The following is a 16,815-nucleotide window of genomic DNA, read 5'->3' as shown; positions in this document are numbered from 1 at the left end:
CTTCTGTGGGGTGTCGGGGGTTCCGTAGAAGGTTTATGCAGCGTCGACGGCCAAATACGTCTTGCGTGCATCCCAAGGAAGGGCGGTGCTTGTCCCTGAACTCAGAAATGACACGATGGCTGGCTCCGTGCTGGCCTAAAATGCGGAGCTCGTTATGGACGTCAACCAGATGTTAAATGATGAACTGGTGAGCCGGCTGGAAGAGAAAATTCCAGCCATGGCGAAAGGCGCGATTAAGGCGGCCTATATCAATACGCTGGCGGTCGGACTCAGTGTGATGGAAATCAGGAATGGCATGCTCGTTGAAACAATGGCTGATGGTCAGCACAAGGTTATTCGAGCGGCCAAGCCCAAGCATAAGGTAGCTTCGGACATGATTATCAAGGTGCGCCGCTTTTCATAACGAAAGGTTGAGGGCGCCCGTATCTTCACGATGTCGCCGCGCAGCGCGCGGGAGTTCTGACACTTCGGCGAGTCCAGCCTTTATGCTGTGCAGGATAACCGCCAAGCTCGCCATCGCATGGGCCGTTAAATCAGTGACCCTGGGTTCTCAGCTTAGCCAAGCCCTGCTTGATGTGTCCGGCATTTTCCCCGATGGTGTGAAGTGCACCTCGGACGTTGGCACCTATCTCCGCTGCACCTTGGTCTTCTACCTTCAAGGTCAGCTCCATCACCGCGGCCTCCAAGGCGAGCTGATTTTGGTACAGCCGCTCGAGAACATCAGAAAGTGAATATTCGGTGGGCATTGTTTCGACTCCAATCGAGGACTCATGAGCGTAGCAGCGGAAGGACGGAAACCAAAGGGGATAGGCCGAGAGTACTTGCTGAGACTCAGTGGCAGCAATCGGCGGAGTGAGTCACCAACCAACGCGCAAGTCGGATAGCGTACTGCTGATATTCCAGCGCTGTGATTGGTTCAATGGTACGAAGTGGCTGAACCACACCTGCCGCGTGCATTCTACGTGCGCCTGAAACTGCTCAAGCGTAAGCTTCAGCGGGCCTGTCAATGAATCGAATTCAAAGGCAATACGAGCGTGTTTTCGCTAACGGTGGCCTGAGCGTTTCTAGTATCTGCGTCATCATGGCGCTGAAGCCTTTCTGGGCTGTCAGTAGGGCGATTAGCAAGCATTCGACGGTAATGGTCGGTGTGGGCAGATTACGATTGGTTTTCTAACGTCTTGACTGTTGCCTGCGCGACCACCTACCAAAGGCAGCTGCCAATTGTTCGAGTACTGCCTTCTCCAGATCGGCATCTCGGCGATCTGCAGGACAGGGTCACTTTTCTACCAGCGACCCCGTATCAGCTTTTTCTGGCCTTAGAGTCGTGTTGCGTTGACCGATTAAATCCACAGCTAAGGGTAGCCAATGAAAGGCCGCTACGATATTGGGGGCGATCGTAGTGGCACAATGGCTAGATATCGCTTAATTTAGCCCTAAGTCAAATCTGGGATCAGGGACGTTAATGAGAATTATCAATCATGGGAAAGGAATTCACCAGCGGGAGATCCCTGGTATCAGCTATTTGCAAAAGCATTTGCCTGATGAATGGATTGGCCACACCAATCTGGCGCTCTCACTGCCACTTGGAGCCCGTGAAATAGATTTAATTCTTTTTGCGGTAGATAGAATTTTTTTGATTGATCTTAAAGATGGTTATGGAAAATACGCTAGTGCTAATGGTGGATGGACACTCAATGGGAAACCACTTGAGGGACAATCACCTGTTCAGAAAATTCTGGACAATACTCGGGAGACTAGCTTTCTCTTAGCAGATTTTTTGGACAAGCAGTCCAAACGTACAGGATATCCAAAACTTCTTACTCCGAGGCTTTATGGGGTAGTGGTTCTAACAAGTAGCCATGATTTGAATGGTATCGCGCCCACAGAAATAAATTCGGTCTTCACCGCAAAGCAATTCGTAACCACAGTGAAGGACACTAGCGCGCGAATAGAGCGCTTCGGAGGAGTCGCATCGGACTTTGTAACTACTCCAATTTGCTCGTCCGAGTGGGGAAGATGGCTAAATCAGTTTTTTAATGTTAGCTCGGGCCACTTCAAACACGGGGTGCGTCGCTACGGTGAGTATATTGCCACTGAGCAAAGTAGCGCGAGTTATATACATCAAAATGAGATCTTTCAGGAGTTTATAGTAAACGATATTTCGGCAGCTCAGGCAGTGGGACTTCTGAGACGCTGGGACTTTTCAAAAGCTGATACCCGTTTTCAAACGGAAAGTGGTCGCTTCGAGATCGCCGGTCGGGAAAGGAGTATTATCGGCTGGCTCAACGATAGAAGTGAAAACTGTGCAAATGCTGTACTTCAACCTAAGGCCGAAGACCCAGAAAAAAGTGTAGAATATTGGGAGGTTTACGATCTACGTAAGAGAATGAAGCGGCTTTCCGAATTCGCCAGAAGCGAGCTTCCTCGTTTAAGATCGGAAGAAAGAATAGAGATTGCAAGGCAGCTGATTCATCAAGCCAACTGCCTCCATAATTATCAGACGGCCCATCTTGACATAGGTGAGCATAGTGTTTGGATTGGATTACCTAGTGAGGTAAAGCTATCACATTTGATGGCTGCTAAGTATCCGGAGGCAGAGTCGCTCGGCGAAAATCGATACCAGTTTCTATCTAGTACGAACCTGCCGGATGACATTATCGATTTCAAATCAACACCAGAGCAGAAAGATGTTTTTCACCTTGGAGTACTGATACATTTGGTGCTATTTGGCACTATTCCAAAGTCGGAGCCTCCTGAGTGGAAAAACTCTATAGATGTAGGGAATCAATTCAGACACCTGCACCATGTCCTAGAGCGCGCCCTTGCCTGGGACAACTCGAGATATGCAGATGCGTCAAAGTTCCTAGAAGAATTCAACAATGCACTAAAGCCTATAGATACAGGCGCTGCAATTCTAAAGAGACTAGAAACATTTAAGTCGATCGGCTCTCAAAGACAGCTATTCAGACAGTATCCTGATGAAGTTATTATTTCTGATGATGATTTCAAAACGATATGGATTGCTGAAAAAGGCGAAGAGAGATTTCTTGGGAAACTGTGGAAAAGAGCCTCTTGGAGTGATGGAGGAATAGATCAACCTCGCATTCTTGATTTTCTTGAAAAAGCGAGACAATATGCTAACTCACCTCCGCCGGGATGCGTACAGCTTCGCGACGCGTATTGGTTGTCAGATTCATTTGCACTTATCCAAGACTACGTTGATGCACCTAGTTTAAGCTCGCATGCAATAATGGCTGACTCTGCCTCCCTACACCAAACACAACGACTAAATTTTATACTTGCATTGATCGAAAGCGTTATAAAGCTTCATGATTCAGGTTACGTTCATGGAGATTTGAAACCAGATAATATTTTGGTGTGTGGTGAGGGCATGGAGCCTAAACTGATCGATTATCTCGACTTTAGTTGTCTGGCTGATGGGGAAATAAGTACATCTGCATATTCACCTTCTTCGGGTGGCACATTAGAGCGTGATAGGTATGCAGTTACAAAAATAGTTGAAGAACTATTAGTTAATGACGGTATTGATGATGGCGTGCGCAAGGTGCTAGATGGTGCGCTCGCCGAGTATCGCGACACTATCTTAGCCAACGCCACTCTACTCCCTCTTCGAGATGCTGTGGTTAGCATTTTACGACCAGAAGGTTCACAGGCAAAACGTAGTTTATCAATTGCACTATCTGAATCTAGGTCGGGCGATATTTTGCCTGACGAGGGTTTTTTTGGGTACGGGTTCAACAAAAATAAGCTTTTTATCCGAGGTGTTTCGGATATTTTATACTTTAGCTTCTCCAACAAAACACTAAACAAGGTGAAACTTTCAAGTGCTCCCCAAGCAGAACATCGCCGTCTGCTGCGGATGCAGCAAGGTATATTTTCTGCCTCTCTCGCTGTCATTGGAGGTGTACAGGACTCGTACGCGGATTTTATTGAGCTTTTCAAAGAGAGCCCATTTATTGAGTTGATCGAGAGTAAATTTACCGAAAGTGATCAGACGAATGATGAATTAGATATTTCGGTCGAAAATGAAGATCCAGAAGCCGAGGGCGAAGTAACTCAGGCAGAAACGGACGAAGACGCTGTCACCGAAATAATTGAGAAAAGCTACGGTAGGTCAAGGTCGAGTACGCCTGATCTCTGGCGCGCTTTAGTAGATGTGGAGGTCGGTTTAACAAACGAGGCCACAACATTGGGACCTAGTACTTTCAGAAAAGAGACAAAAGTACATGCTGTACCAATAATTCTAGAGTGTGGAACGTTCGAGTTTTCTCGTCACGACAAAGTAACTGTTGAAAAGCTGGGTAATGATAATCGTTGGAGACGGGTTGGTTTACTAGATGTGTCGAAATCAAGTGCAGAGTTTATCCACATAGATGACGGCGGCAGAAGCACATTCATGGGAAACCTAATGGATGCAGAACAACGATTGCGATTTCAGAGTCAACTGCACTTTTCTGATATTACTCGTCGCGACGCCGCGGTTAAACGCATCCTAAACCGGGAGTCAGTAGTCAGAAATCTAATAGACTATTTTGACCCTGATGTATCCCCCCCAATTGTAGAGCAAAAAATTGATATAGATGTATTAGAGGTTCAAGCTACGTATGGTCTTAACCAACGCCAAGCTGAAGCATTAATCCGCGCCTTTCAAGTAAGACCGATGAGTCTGCTTCAAGGGCCGCCCGGAACCGGCAAGACACGATGGATTGGAGCTTTAGTTCACTATGCGCTGTCAAAAAACATTGTACGAAATGTACTCATCGCAAGCCAATCCCATGAAGCTGTCAACAATGCAGCCCAAGCTGTTTTAAAACTTTTCCCAAGTACAGAAGATGCCCCAAGCATTATCCGCATTGGTCAAGAAGAAAAGGTTTCCGAACAACTTCTCCCTTATCATGTGGCAAAGGTCGAGCAACTATACAAAGACAAGTTCCGGGCAACACTCAAACAAAGACTTACAGCAGCTTCCGTTTCTATCGGCCTGCCGGAAGAAGTTGCTGATGTGCTAATTAAAGTTGAAACAACGCTAAGCCCGGTTTTCGAGCAATTGAATGCCTTATCCGTAGATGTTATTCCTGAAGGGGTGCTAGTTCGAGTTAAAAGCTTGTTGCAAACAATAGATACTTTGCTATCTGGTTTGGATCTAGATGTTGAAACACCTAAGCTGGAATCTCTTCCTGACAGTTTTTTTATGGACGATGTTTACTCTGTAGTCGCCCGTAAGTTTCGATGCGCACCTGATTTGATCGCGAAACTTCGATCTGTTTCCCGATTGACTCAAGACATAATTGGGAGCGTTTCTACTGCGGATCGGAGTTTCGAAACTTTTCTCGCAGGCACGCGGCAGATTGTGGCTGGTACCTGTGTTGGTCTGGGACGCTCGTCTCTTGGCTTGACATCAACCGCTTTTGACCTCGTTATTATTGATGAGGCTGCACGCTGTTCTGCCAGTGAACTGGCCGTTCCTATGCAAGCCGGACGGTGGATTGTTCTCGTTGGAGATCAACGCCAGTTGGAACCACGGAGTCAGGAAAAAGTGGTCGCGATGGTGGCTGATCAAACTGGCTATCCGGCTGAGGATATTGTCAAAAGCGCTTTCGAACAGGTGTTCGAAACTCCGCTGGGAGCGAAAATCAGTCAAAAGCTTAACGTCCAATATCGAATGCTACCGTCAATCGGAAGGGTTGTTGCAGATACCTTTTATGACAAAGATTTGAAACCTGGCAGAACACATACGGACGATGAAGAAAAGGTTAATCCTTTAGGAATTCACCATCCTTTAACATGGATTTACACGGATGAAATGGGTGATGCCGCATTCCAAAAGCCACATATTGGCAGGGGGCGAAAATCTCTAATTAACCAAGTTGAAATTGATCTAATTGTAGGAATACTCAGCGAATGGAGTAATGATGAGGACTTTCTACATTGGTTGCGCGAGCGAGGAAATTTGGAACCCGCGATTGGGGTGATTTGCACATATGGTGCTCAGGCGGTTGCTATTCGCCACAAAATCCAGTTAGCCAACTTAAATGAAGAAATTCTAAGCTCTCTGAAAGTTGATACTGTTGATAGTTATCAAGGCAAGGAAAACCGTATAGTCATATTATCACTTGTACGAAATAATGCTGATGGCACTCGCAACAATGATGGAGCCACAATTAGGCCAGGATTCATGTCTCGTCCAAATCGAATAAACGTAGCTGTAAGCCGGGCTATGGATTGGTTAATTATTGTTGGAGCAAAGAGTCGATGGATGCCCGGTGGCCCCATGGCCGAACTGGTAGATCATTTCAGTGGGGAGGTAAAATTTGGTAATGGAATATTCGTTGACGCAGTAGGTCTTATTGAGAAGCAGCGAGAACATCAAACAAATGGTATTTCGTCGATTCGCAAAAAAAATTAGTAGCGAGGAGAGTCTGTGATGGATCAGCTTACTTCAAATAAACTTGAGCTAGAGAAAGAAGACTCTAACATAGAGATAGGTATCTATGATGTTTTCCTTCCTTGCCGTCGTTATCGGATAAATTTCAAGGTCGCCGAGACTGGAAAAGCTTCATTAACCACCGAGTTTTTACTTCGATTAATCCACTCCATAGACGGCATGTATGAATCTGAGGTTTCGAAATTTTTCGACTTCTCTGCGGTTGAGATGACTTATTTGCTGAATGAGTCTGTAAGTCTTGGCTACATAAATCGTGACTCTGGACGATTGTGGCTAACAAGCGCAGGACGAAATCTTTTTGTTCCTGATAATGATAGCCCTCAAATTTTCAATGTTGATAACAGCTCGCTGGACATTGGTTTTGACCAAATATCTTTTGCACCACAAGAGAAAGGTTGGACCGATCATTTCGACCCTGCATTGCCAGAACTTGCCATTGACCCCGCTACTGCTAGCAAGGGCACAGAGCAAGTTACTATTTCGTTCAAAAAACACTTCAGTGAGATTGCTTTTCGACGCGAATTTAAATCTGGTCCTAGAAAGTCACTTTACTCAATTGATAGCGTCTCCCCAGGAGACCGATTTGTTGCTATAGTTCCGGTAGTAGTAAAAGCACAAAAAACTCTACCTTCTCGAGGTGAGCCAGATCTAACAATTTGGCGTTCGGAAGACGAGCTGGATCATAGGTCAAAAATAACTCCTGCTGTAGCTAGATTCGTGGACGAATTACGCTTTTCCTTGCCGAGGGATGCGAAAGAGCAGTATAAAATTTTGCTTGATTTGGCGCCAAATTTAATGGGGGAGTATTCTAGCAAAGAGGTAGTGTCTGTAAAAAAATTCTATAAAGAGGTAGTATCATTAAAATCAGCGGGATTTCGAAAAAATAGGACTACTATTCCTATAGTTGGCCCGCTATTCACCGCAAAAAATATACGATTAATATTAAATGGATTAGCTTTAGGTGTTGCCAACACACCGACGGAAAGCCTACCTACTAAATTTTATTGGCGTGCGCCTTATACTTGGCACTGGGGTCGAACCAGAACTTTGCCGGAGTTAATCGATAGGTTGTCGCAGTTGTTATCCAGCAAGTCGGAGACTTATGACCCTACTGTCTCGGCAATTCTACTTCGTGACGAAACTCATCGCGCACCTGACAAAGCTTTCCGTAAGACTATCCAACTTACAACAGGAGAGCTGCCTCGCTCTGTCGAAATATTACTAGTTCCAGGTTTACTGGTTGCCGTCCTAGTACATCTACCTGTTGAGGCCGCACATGGTCACGCCGTACCACTTGGTTTTGTCAGCGTTGACGCGTCCGTCATTATTAATGCAGAAGAACTACTTAGTACAGTTACAAATATCGAGACCCCTTCTGTACGGCCGAATGAAAGCCATTTTGAATTACCTGATGAATCAAATTAATTTTAATCGTCATGCAAATTAGCCGAAGATCTTCGGCGGCGCTACCCGGTATCGCCTGATTTAGAGAGTTGAAGTCCCTCTCAGGAATGAGCATCTGATAGAGTTCGAGGACTGAAAATGACGGCACAAGGCTTTCATCTGACTCTTTTTCTACCTTCAGGCTTCGATCACTTCATGAACACCTTTTGTTTCCGAGGGGACAGGATTCATCACATGTTCGATTCCTGCGCTCATACAGAGACGAAGATTGCACCGCCCCGAGGCTGTAAGGCTCGGATAATGACCCAGTAGTCTCCCTGGTTTGCGTTCATGATGGAGTTTATATGCTCGAAGATTTGCGTGAACAGCTCAAACCAATCTCCACGATGCGCGTGTACGACGCGGTGTCTGAGGCGGGTATTGATGTTGAAGATTGGCACAACATCTCCTCAAACAGAACGCCCGCCCAAAACCCCAAGTATTGCTATCGCTGGGCGTTTGAAGGTGCTGGTCGGGTACTGTTGTGTCTATGGCATAGCGACCTTAGCTTTACGGAAAGCAGTGTCGAGTATTATGGAAATGCCAGGAATGAGCAGCGTGTCAACGAAGAGCGTTCGAACGACCAGCGTGATCCCTCACTGAAGCAGCGCTTCAAAAAGTGGGCTTCCAGCGCCTACCAGATGGATGAAGTCGTCAAAATTGCTGACCGCGAAGGCCGGCTAATACGCGTTGCTTTGGTCGCCAGCAAGAATCTGGCCCTACAAGAGGACGAACGTGCGGCAGCGGACTTCCGCCTGCTGGATCCACAGCCTTGGAATCTGGTGCGTTATGACATGCAAACCGGCTCTTTCCTTTTGCGTCGGGGTCTTGAGCCAACTCAGAGCAGCGGCAGTGAGATAGAGATTCGTCTGCAAGAGCCTAAACTCCCGATCATGTCCCAGGTTACCGCTGACTCCTATGGTGTGGGAGTGGCGGATCAGTTCGTGGGGAATGAGGAGCCTGAGCGCATCGCCATTTCTTCGTTTGCTTGGGTGCGCAGCCCACAAGTACGCCAGGTGGTCTTGGCTCGGTCCAAGGGGTTCTGCGAGCTTTGCGGCCGTCGTGGCTTTCTTAAGGGCAACGGTGACTTGTACCTTGAAACCCACCATGTTGTTTCGCTTAGCGAGGAAGGAGGGGACGCTCCAGGCAATGTAATTGCTCTATGTCCGGAACATCATCGGGAAGCTCACTATGGTGCAAATAGGCAGGTCCTACGGTCGCTCTTTCAGGAGCTTCTGCGACCCAGCCCTGATCTTGATGATGCCGTTTCTCAACTTTTTACGGCGTCGTATGGTCGCCCGGAACGCTAATGTGACCAGTACAAACGCTACCTGCACAACGCTGGTTAGTGAGGGCGTTGCTTTGCAGTCACACAAATGACGAGTTCAAAACGTGGGCACGAACGCGGCGGTTATCCAACAGGTCGTCGCTGTAAATGTGCGCCTCACTCAAGGTTGCGATCAGAACGACGTTATTGAGCTTCGTGCTCGTTAGGTTGTCAGGCAGAATTGTGATCAGTGATGCGTCTGCGGATATGGAGTTATGTGCGCATCTCACAGTGTGGAATTAGCCTTCGGCGTGTGGTCCCCCTAGGTGCGGATTCCATGACCATCCGGACACCCATTCCACCAACATCCGGACACTGATTCCACGCTGATCCGGACACTCATTCCACAAGCATCCGGACACCGATTCCACGGCCATCCGGACACTTTGAGGCAGGCAGCAACGCAGGATTATTCACTACCATCGGCCTCTTTTATCGAAGCGAAGAGGTCGTCGTGGAGCGTTTATCCATGCGTAAAATCCGAGAGGTACTACGCCTAAAGTTCGACGCCGGCCTGTCCGTGCGCAAGATCGCCGCCAGCTTATCCATCGGCCATTCGAGTGCAGGAGATTACCTTTGCCGGTTCGCCGCAAGTGGGCTTCAGTGGCCCATCGATATTTCTGATGCGGAGCTGAATCGACGGCTGTTTCCACCGGCAGTGCCGGTGCCCACCGACCAGCGCCCGATGCCTGACTGGGCGTGGGTACACGCGGAGTTGCGCCGCCCCGGCGTCACTCTGGCCTTGCTCTGGCAGGAATATCGACTCGCTCACCCGCAAGGCTTCCAATACAGCTGGTTCTGCGAGCACTACCGCCTTTGGGCCGCCAAGGTCGACGTGGTCATGCGCCAGGAGCATCGTGCTGGCGAAAAGCTGTTCGTCGATTACGCCGGGCAAACAGCGCCGGTCATCGACCGGCAAACCGGCGAGATCCGCCAGGCGCAGATCTTCGTCGCCGTTCTCGGCGCGTCCAGCTACACCTTTGCCGAGGCCACCTGGTCGCAGAAACTGCCCGACTGGCTGGGCTCGCACGTCCGATGCTTTGCTTTTTTCGGCGGCACAACGCAGATCTTGGTGCCCGATAATCTGCGCAGTGGCGTGACTAAAGCGCACCGTTACGAGCCGGATATCAACCCCAGCTACCGCGATCTGGCCGAGCATTACGGCGTCGCCGTCTTGCCTGCTCGCTCGCGCAAGCCCAAGGACAAAGCCAAGGTCGAAGTCGGCGTGCAAGTGGTCGAACGCTGGATCCTGGCGGTGCTGCGCAACCGGCAGTTCTTCTCGTTGGGCGAACTCAACACAGCCATCGCGCTGCTGCTGGATCGCCTCAACCACAAGCCCTTCAAAAAGCTGCCCGGCTCACGCCGGTCAGCTTTCGAGGCCCTCGACCAACCGGCCCTGCAAGGGCTGCCGGAACACCCTTACGTCTATGCCGAATGGAAAAAAGTGCGCGTCCACATCGACTATCACGTCGAGGTCGATGGCCACTTCTACTCGGTGCCGTACCAACTAGTGAAGCACCAACTCGAAGTACGACTCACCGCCCAGACCGTCGAGTGCTTCCACGCCAACCAGCGCGTGGCCAGCCACCTTCGCTCGCAGCACAATGGCCGCCACACCACCCAAACCGAGCACATGCCCAAGAGCCACCGCGAGCACGCCGAATGGACTCCACAACGGTTGATCCGCTGGGCAGAGCAGACCGGGCCTAACACCGCAGGCGTCATCGCCTACATCCTCGAGCGCCGAATCCATCCTCAGCACGGCTTCCGCGCCTGCCTGGGCATCCTGCGCCTGAGCAAACAGCACGGCGAAGCGCGGCTGGAAGCCGCGTGCCAGCGTGCGCTGGCACTGGGCGCATGCAGTTACAAGAGCCTGGAATCGATCCTGCGCCAAGGGCTGGAGCGCCTGCCGCTGGCCCAGCAAAACCTGCCGCTGCTGCCCGACGAGCACATCAACCTGCGCGGCCCTGGCTACTACCACTGACTGAAAAAGGAGCACCAACATGCTGCCCAACCCGACCCTCGACAAGCTACAAACCCTGCGCCTGCACGGCATGATCAAGGCGCTTGGCGAACAACACGCAACGCCTGACATCAACGACCTCAGCTTCGACGAACGCCTCGGCCTGATGGTCGACCGCGAGCTGACCGAGCGTGAAGATGCGCGCCTGAGTACGCGTCTCAAAGCCGCCCGACTACGCCACAACGCCTGCCTGGAAGACATCGATTACCGCAGCCCGCGCGGGCTGGACAAGGCGCTGATCCTGCAACTGGGCAGCGGCCAGTGGCTGCGCGACGGCCTGAACCTGATCATCGGCGGCCCAACCGGCGTAGGCAAAACCTGGCTCGCCTGCGCGCTGGCCCACAAGGCCTGCCGCGACGGCTACAGCGTGCGCTACCTGCGCCTGCCACGCTTGTTGGAGGAACTGGGCCTGGCCCACGGCGACGGCCGCTTCGCCAAACTGATGGCGGGTTATGCCAAGACCGACTTGCTGATCCTGGACGACTGGGGCCTGGCGCCTTTTACCGCCGCGCAACGGCGCGACATGCTTGAACTGCTGGATGATCGTTACGGTAACCGCTCGACACTGGTGACCAGCCAGATGCCGGTGGACAAATGGCATGCGCTGATCGGTGATCCGACCTTAGGCGATGCGATCCTCGACCGGCTGGTGCACAACGCTTACCGGATCGAACTGAAGGGCGAATCGATGCGCAGGCGCGCAACGAAATTGACGACGGCAGGGGCTTCAGACTAACAATGCAAACCTGCGTCGCTGCGCTCCGACTGCCTGTCCGAATGAGCGTGGAACGAGTGTCCGGATGTTCGTGGGCTGAGTGTCCGAATGGCGTGGAATCCGCACCCTAGGCGTACCCCTACCTGAAGAAAGACCTGGGCAAGGCAAAAGCCCAACCCAAGTTTCGTGACATCTGATGCCCACTCTTCTTGCCGGTAATGCTGGATGCGAAAACACGAAGCCGTAACCAATCACCCAGGCCGCCAGGAAGCCGCCCACCTTCCAGAAATCCCGGCCGAAGACGCTGCCCAAGTACACCGACAAAGCCACCACGAACCAGACATCCCGAGCACCAAACAGGAAGATCCGCGCCGCCGAAAGAATGTTGATTGCCCAGCTTTTGGACGACTACCCAGGCATGCCCAGGCGATTTGAAGCCATTCTGATGTGGTTGGGGCCAGGAAAGCCGTTGGCACACGGTGGGCGCCGAGGAGCGACGGAGCTCTTGGGTAGCGGTGCTCAAGCGATCTCAGGAGAGGGTAAGGAAGTCGGTAGCTCGCCTTGGAATTGCTCTTGATGCACCCGAAAAACAAGTCCAGAATTAAGTCTTTTCCTGCTCCGGCAAGAAAAAAAACCCCTTAGATTTCAATGAGTCGGACGCTAGATAAGAGTCTCGTTTCCCGCTCCAAGATTCAAAAAAAGCCACTCAGATGAGTGGCTTTTTTTTGTGCCTAAAAAAATGTCTGCACTCATGTCGACAGGCTACTTCGGGCCAAAAGCGGACAGTTACGCAGGGTTAGCAGCCCTTGAAGCTTGAAGGCGTATACAGAAGCAGGGGCGATTCAGGCTCAACGTTTTGCAGCAGGTGATCGGTCTGCCTCCAGAGGCCGGCACTGCGGGCATTGAGCCTATGTGAGCATTTGTGACGGCATCGCCCGATTAACCTCTAGAGCTTTCTGCTTACATATGCCAAAGAGTCTTACCGTTTTGGTCATTGGACATCGGGAACGAATCTGGAATGCACCAAAAATGCAGAGCTAGGAGCTATGTATAGACCCCCGCTCCCGCGGCAGCATGGCCAGGAAACTCTCCAGCATCGCGTTGATTATGGTCGGACCGGCGAAAGCACTACCGGCGTAGGGGCGTCATGGTGGCAGATGTTTGGGAATGGTTGAGGTGAGGAAAGCAAATTTGAGCACAGCCAAGGCTTGGCAATGCGATGGGTATGCGTAGATGCCCATCGCACAAGCGTGCCGTCGCACAGAATGTTCAAGCCTTAGCTGTGTGCCGGAATATCAACTTCACGCCCGTTATGCAGTACGCCCGCCGAGCACTTCAGCCACCCAGTCGGCAATGTATTGACCAGCATTGATACTGTTATCGAAACTCGAATGCTGCACGCCGCCCTCACGTTCGGTGAAGACTTTCAGCTCGCGCTTTGGACTGTTGACCAACTGCTCGTAGGTGCGGTGTGCCCACTTCAGCGGAATCTGCGAATCCTTTTCTCCGTGGGTGACCAGGAAAGGCACCTTGATGCGATCCAGGATGCCGTCCAGATGAACATTCTCGGCGATGGTCATGAACTCATCGGTGTCTTTGGCGCCCCATACCCAGGCCACATGCGACCAGTAATGCGGCACCGGAAAGCTGCCTTCCTTTTCCAGGCGACGTTTCTGCACATCACGCCAATCATGGTTGGCACCCCACACGACGCCGCAAGCGAAGCGCGGCTCGAAGGCTACCGCGCGCGGGCAGTAGTAGCCGCCGAGCGATACTCCTTCCAGGCCAATGCGTTTGGCGTCGACATCGTCGCGGGTTTCTAACCAATCCACCACGGGGCTGGCCCAATGTTCGCTGTCGAAACGCGCAGTCAGATTATGTAGCCGGAGCGCTTCGCCCGTCCCGGGTTGGTCGATGATCAACGATGACACGCCACGTTTGGCCAACCAGGCGGGCAGGCCGACGCGGTATTTCATTTCTTTGGTGGAATCCAGACCATTGACCTGCACCAGGATCGGCGCTGGGCCGCTGACGCCTTCGGCACGGACCAGCAGACCGGAAATGTGTTTGCCTTCGTAAGGGATTTCAACGCGCACGCAGTTTTCTCGTGCCAGTTCGATACCGCGTTGGAAGGTGTGCAGAAAGCGCTGGTACAGCTCCGTGCGGCCAGGGGCACCATGGGCCTGCAGGCGTTCGCAGCTCAGGTAATAGGTCGCGGCGCGGTTGTATTTTTCACCGGCAGACAACATCCGCCCCTTACTTTCGTCTTCTTCAGCCAGGCCGCACAGCTTGTCGGCCATGTTCGCCCAAGTCTCACGGAAGGCCTTGCTGCCGGCGGCGTCCGGTTGCTTGGCGGCTTCCTGCAGCGGCGCGCACATTTCTTCGATTTCGCCGATACGGGCGCCCATTTCAATGGCCAGGTCGACGGAAAGATTCCACACGTAGTTGGTCGGGAAGTAGCGAAACATGATTGTTATTGTCCTTGTGCAAGCAAAGGCAGGCGGCCAGGTCCGGCGCGGGGATGACCAGGCCTGACGGTTCGAAGCAGGCTAAGGGGAGGCCAATGGTTTGGCCAATCGCGAGTCGGGATGGGAGGTATTGCGAACGCTGATAGAGCGTATGTGCGCCGTGGCCTAAGGGTTTTCTACTCACTGTTCAAGCCGCAAATCCGGATACCTATCATCGTACTTTGCGATTGCTCATAACGCGGGATGCGATTGGTGTCGTCGAGGTACGACTCATTAGAGTTGCTGCTACACCGCGCTATTGGTCGGAGTCCCGGGCGCGCACAACAACAAGAATAAGGTATCGGCAGATGAGTGAGTCCAAACCCGGCACAGCGATCAGCCTGGTCGCCAAGGGCAGGCTGTTTTTCCACGACCGTGCGAGGAGTTGGGCATGCCCGTACTGAGCCGTGTGTTTGGCAACCTATCGGTGGGGGCCAAGCTGTCGCTGGGTTTTGGCCTGGTGCTGCTGGTGACATTGGCGGTGGCAGTCACTGCTTTTCGTTCCCTGGGTGTGTTGCAGCAGCGCGGTGAACAATCGCGTCAGGAGTCGTCGATCCAAGCACTGATCCTGCGCGCGCGTATCGCCGAGAAAGCATTCGCCCTGGACCTTGCTCCACAGCGCCTGGAGCAGGTCCGCGAGGCGATCGGCACACTGAACCGGCAACTCGATGCTGAGCCCGCCAATAGCGCAGTACGCACGGCCGCTGGCACGTATCTGGAGCAGTTTCTCGGCTATGCCGATTCGTTGCGTCGGGCTCGGGAGGCGCGCCTGCGCATGCAGGCACTGGCGCAGACGGCTGGCGACAGTTTTACCCTGCTGTTTCTCGATCAACTGGATGCGCTTAACACTCGGTTAGGGCAGGGGACGCCACCGAGCAGCGATCAGATGGTGTTGCTTGAGCAGACGGCCGCATTGCGGGACAAGCTCGCTAAACTGCGTGACAGCGAGCTGTACTACTCGCTCGATGGCGAGGAGCGTTACCGCAGCGATTGGGAAATGAGCATGAGTGACCTGCTGGCCGCCATGCAGGCGCTCGCCCTGGATAAGCAGCAAGGCGAGTCGCTGCAGGAGGCGAGCAGGGCTTTGGGCGACTATCGCAAGGCCTTCCTCGAGTTCGTCGACAGCCGTCAGCAAAGCGCGCAAAGCAGCACGGCCATGAACGCGCAAACCGAGCAGGTAAGTCAACTGCTGACCCAGGCCGATGAACAGCAAAGGCAGGCGGTACTGGACGATAACCGTGATGCCAATCGCCAATTGGGTTTGATCACTGTCCTGGCGCTCGCCTTGGGCATTGGCGCCAGCCTGCTGATCCGCCAGTTGATTGTGCAGCCGTTGCGCCAGGCTGTGCAGTTGGTCCAGCGCGTGGCGGCGGGGGACCTGAGTGATCCGCCGTCAGACAGTGGTCGTCGTGATGAGTTGGGCCAACTGTTGGGCACCGTGGGCAGCATGCTGGGCAGTCTGCGGGGATTGGTCGGGCGCATCGACCGTGGTGTCGGCTCGCTTAACGGCATGGCCGGCAGCTTGGCCGAAGTGACCTTGAGCAACAGCCGTGGTGTCGAACATCAACGCCAGGAAACCGAACTGGCCGCCACCGCCATGCAACAGATGGCCGCCACGGCGCAGGAGGTCGCGCGCAACGCGGGTGAGGCCAGCGAAGCGGTGGCGCATGCCGACCAACAGGCGCGTGAAGGCGATGAGTTGGTGCGTCAGGCGAGTGACAAGATTGACCATTTGGCTGTGGAAATGGGCGGTTGCGCTGAAGCCATGCGGTCGCTATTGGTGGAGAGCGCGGCGATTGGAGGCGTGCTCGATGTGATCAAGGCGGTGGCCGAGCAGACCAACCTGTTGGCGCTCAACGCCGCCATTGAGGCCGCACGCGCGGGCGAGCAGGGGCGTGGCTTTGCCGTGGTCGCCGATGAGGTTCGCGGTCTGGCACGGCGCACCCAACGTTCGACCACGGAAATCGAAGGGTTGATCGTCCGCCTGAGCAATGTTGCCCAACAAGCCGCCGAGCGTTTGCAAGGCAGCCATGTGTTGAGTGATGAAACGGTGGTGCTGGCTGCGCAAGCCTCCCAGGCGCTGGCGCGGATCACCCGGGCGGTGTCCAGTATCGAGCAGATGAACCAGCAGATCGCTGCGGCCGCCGAACAGCAGAGCGTGGTGGCCGAGCAGGTCAGTCAGAGTATGACGCGGGTGCGGGAAGTGGCCGAGGGCAGCGCCAGGGAAAGCCAGCAACTTCAAGGTTCATCGGCTGACTTGCAACGGGTTGGCGGCGAACTCAAAGCGGCCGTCGGGCACTTCCGTACCTGACGCGCCTCCAGGTTACGGCAGCC

Annotated in this window: 9 protein-coding genes and 2 pseudogenes; 8 read left to right on the top strand and 3 right to left on the bottom strand. The window is 52.8% G+C overall.

Annotation, left to right across the window (positions count from 1 at the left end; all coding sequences use genetic code 11):
- The first annotated feature begins 154 nt into the window (after nt 1-154).
- Nucleotides 155-403 carry a hypothetical protein gene (locus F7R20_RS02660; RefSeq protein ID WP_081352540.1) on the top strand — a complete coding sequence of 83 codons (249 nt, stop codon included), beginning with the start codon at nt 155-157 and terminating at the stop codon, nt 401-403.
- A gap of 130 nt (nt 404-533) precedes the next feature.
- Here the strand turns inward: F7R20_RS02660 and F7R20_RS02655 are convergent, their stop codons facing one another.
- Nucleotides 534-746 (bottom strand): hypothetical protein, encoded by a 213-nt coding sequence (locus F7R20_RS02655; protein WP_039011490.1) that lies wholly within the window; start codon nt 744-746, stop codon nt 534-536.
- 716 nt (nt 747-1,462) lie between these two features.
- Between F7R20_RS02655 and F7R20_RS02650 the strand changes: the two genes are divergently transcribed.
- The 5 genes from F7R20_RS02650 to istB all read left to right on the top strand — a co-directional run bounded on the left by F7R20_RS02650 (nt 1,463) and on the right by istB (nt 11,995).
- On the top strand, nt 1,463-6,427 hold the full coding sequence (locus F7R20_RS02650; protein ID WP_081352541.1) for an AAA domain-containing protein: 4,965 nt from the start codon (nt 1,463-1,465) through the stop codon (nt 6,425-6,427).
- 18 nt (nt 6,428-6,445) lie between these two features.
- Nucleotides 6,446-7,891 carry a hypothetical protein gene (locus F7R20_RS02645; protein ID WP_151180586.1) on the top strand — a complete coding sequence of 482 codons (1,446 nt, stop codon included), beginning with the start codon at nt 6,446-6,448 and terminating at the stop codon, nt 7,889-7,891.
- A gap of 323 nt (nt 7,892-8,214) precedes the next feature.
- The gene (locus F7R20_RS02640) at nt 8,215-9,219 is read left to right on the top strand and encodes an HNH endonuclease (protein WP_081352542.1); all 1,005 of its coding nucleotides are present in this window, start codon (nt 8,215-8,217) and stop codon (nt 9,217-9,219) included.
- A 486-nt stretch (nt 9,220-9,705) separates the two neighbouring features.
- A complete protein-coding gene (gene istA / locus F7R20_RS02635; RefSeq protein ID WP_081352543.1) occupies nt 9,706-11,220 on the top strand; it encodes an IS21-like element ISPsy14 family transposase in 1,515 nt (504 codons plus the stop codon).
- 19 nt (nt 11,221-11,239) lie between these two features.
- Nucleotides 11,240-11,995 carry an IS21-like element ISPsy14 family helper ATPase IstB gene (gene istB / locus F7R20_RS02630; RefSeq protein ID WP_081352544.1) on the top strand — a complete coding sequence of 252 codons (756 nt, stop codon included), beginning with the start codon at nt 11,240-11,242 and terminating at the stop codon, nt 11,993-11,995.
- A 139-nt stretch (nt 11,996-12,134) separates the two neighbouring features.
- Here the strand turns inward: istB and F7R20_RS31845 are convergent.
- A pseudogene (locus F7R20_RS31845) lies at nt 12,135-12,379 on the bottom strand (organoarsenical effux MFS transporter ArsJ); the annotation flags it as partial.
- A 905-nt stretch (nt 12,380-13,284) separates the two neighbouring features.
- Nucleotides 13,285-14,442: an alpha/beta hydrolase family protein gene (locus tag F7R20_RS02615; protein WP_003200352.1), complete on the bottom strand. Its 1,158-nt coding sequence runs from the start codon at nt 14,440-14,442 to the stop codon at nt 13,285-13,287.
- 430 nt (nt 14,443-14,872) lie between these two features.
- On the opposite strand from F7R20_RS02615, the pseudogene F7R20_RS32205 reads away from it, so the two are divergent.
- Both F7R20_RS32205 and F7R20_RS32200 read left to right on the top strand, forming a co-directional pair.
- Nucleotides 14,873-15,934: pseudogene (locus tag F7R20_RS32205) on the top strand (HAMP domain-containing protein); the annotation flags it as partial.
- Nucleotides 15,929-16,792: a methyl-accepting chemotaxis protein gene (locus F7R20_RS32200; RefSeq protein ID WP_373557715.1), complete on the top strand. Its 864-nt coding sequence runs from the start codon at nt 15,929-15,931 to the stop codon at nt 16,790-16,792. The pseudogene F7R20_RS32205 and the gene F7R20_RS32200, both read left to right, overlap by 6 nt.
- Nucleotides 16,793-16,815: the final 23 nt, after the last annotated feature.

Origin of the sequence: Pseudomonas brassicacearum subsp. brassicacearum (genome assembly GCF_008801605.1) — a bacterium.
GTDB classification, from domain to species: Bacteria; Pseudomonadota; Gammaproteobacteria; order Pseudomonadales; family Pseudomonadaceae; genus Aquipseudomonas; species Aquipseudomonas brassicacearum.
The sequence above is the reverse complement of the archived record's forward strand: the minus strand, read 5'-3'. Positions and strand labels throughout refer to the sequence as shown.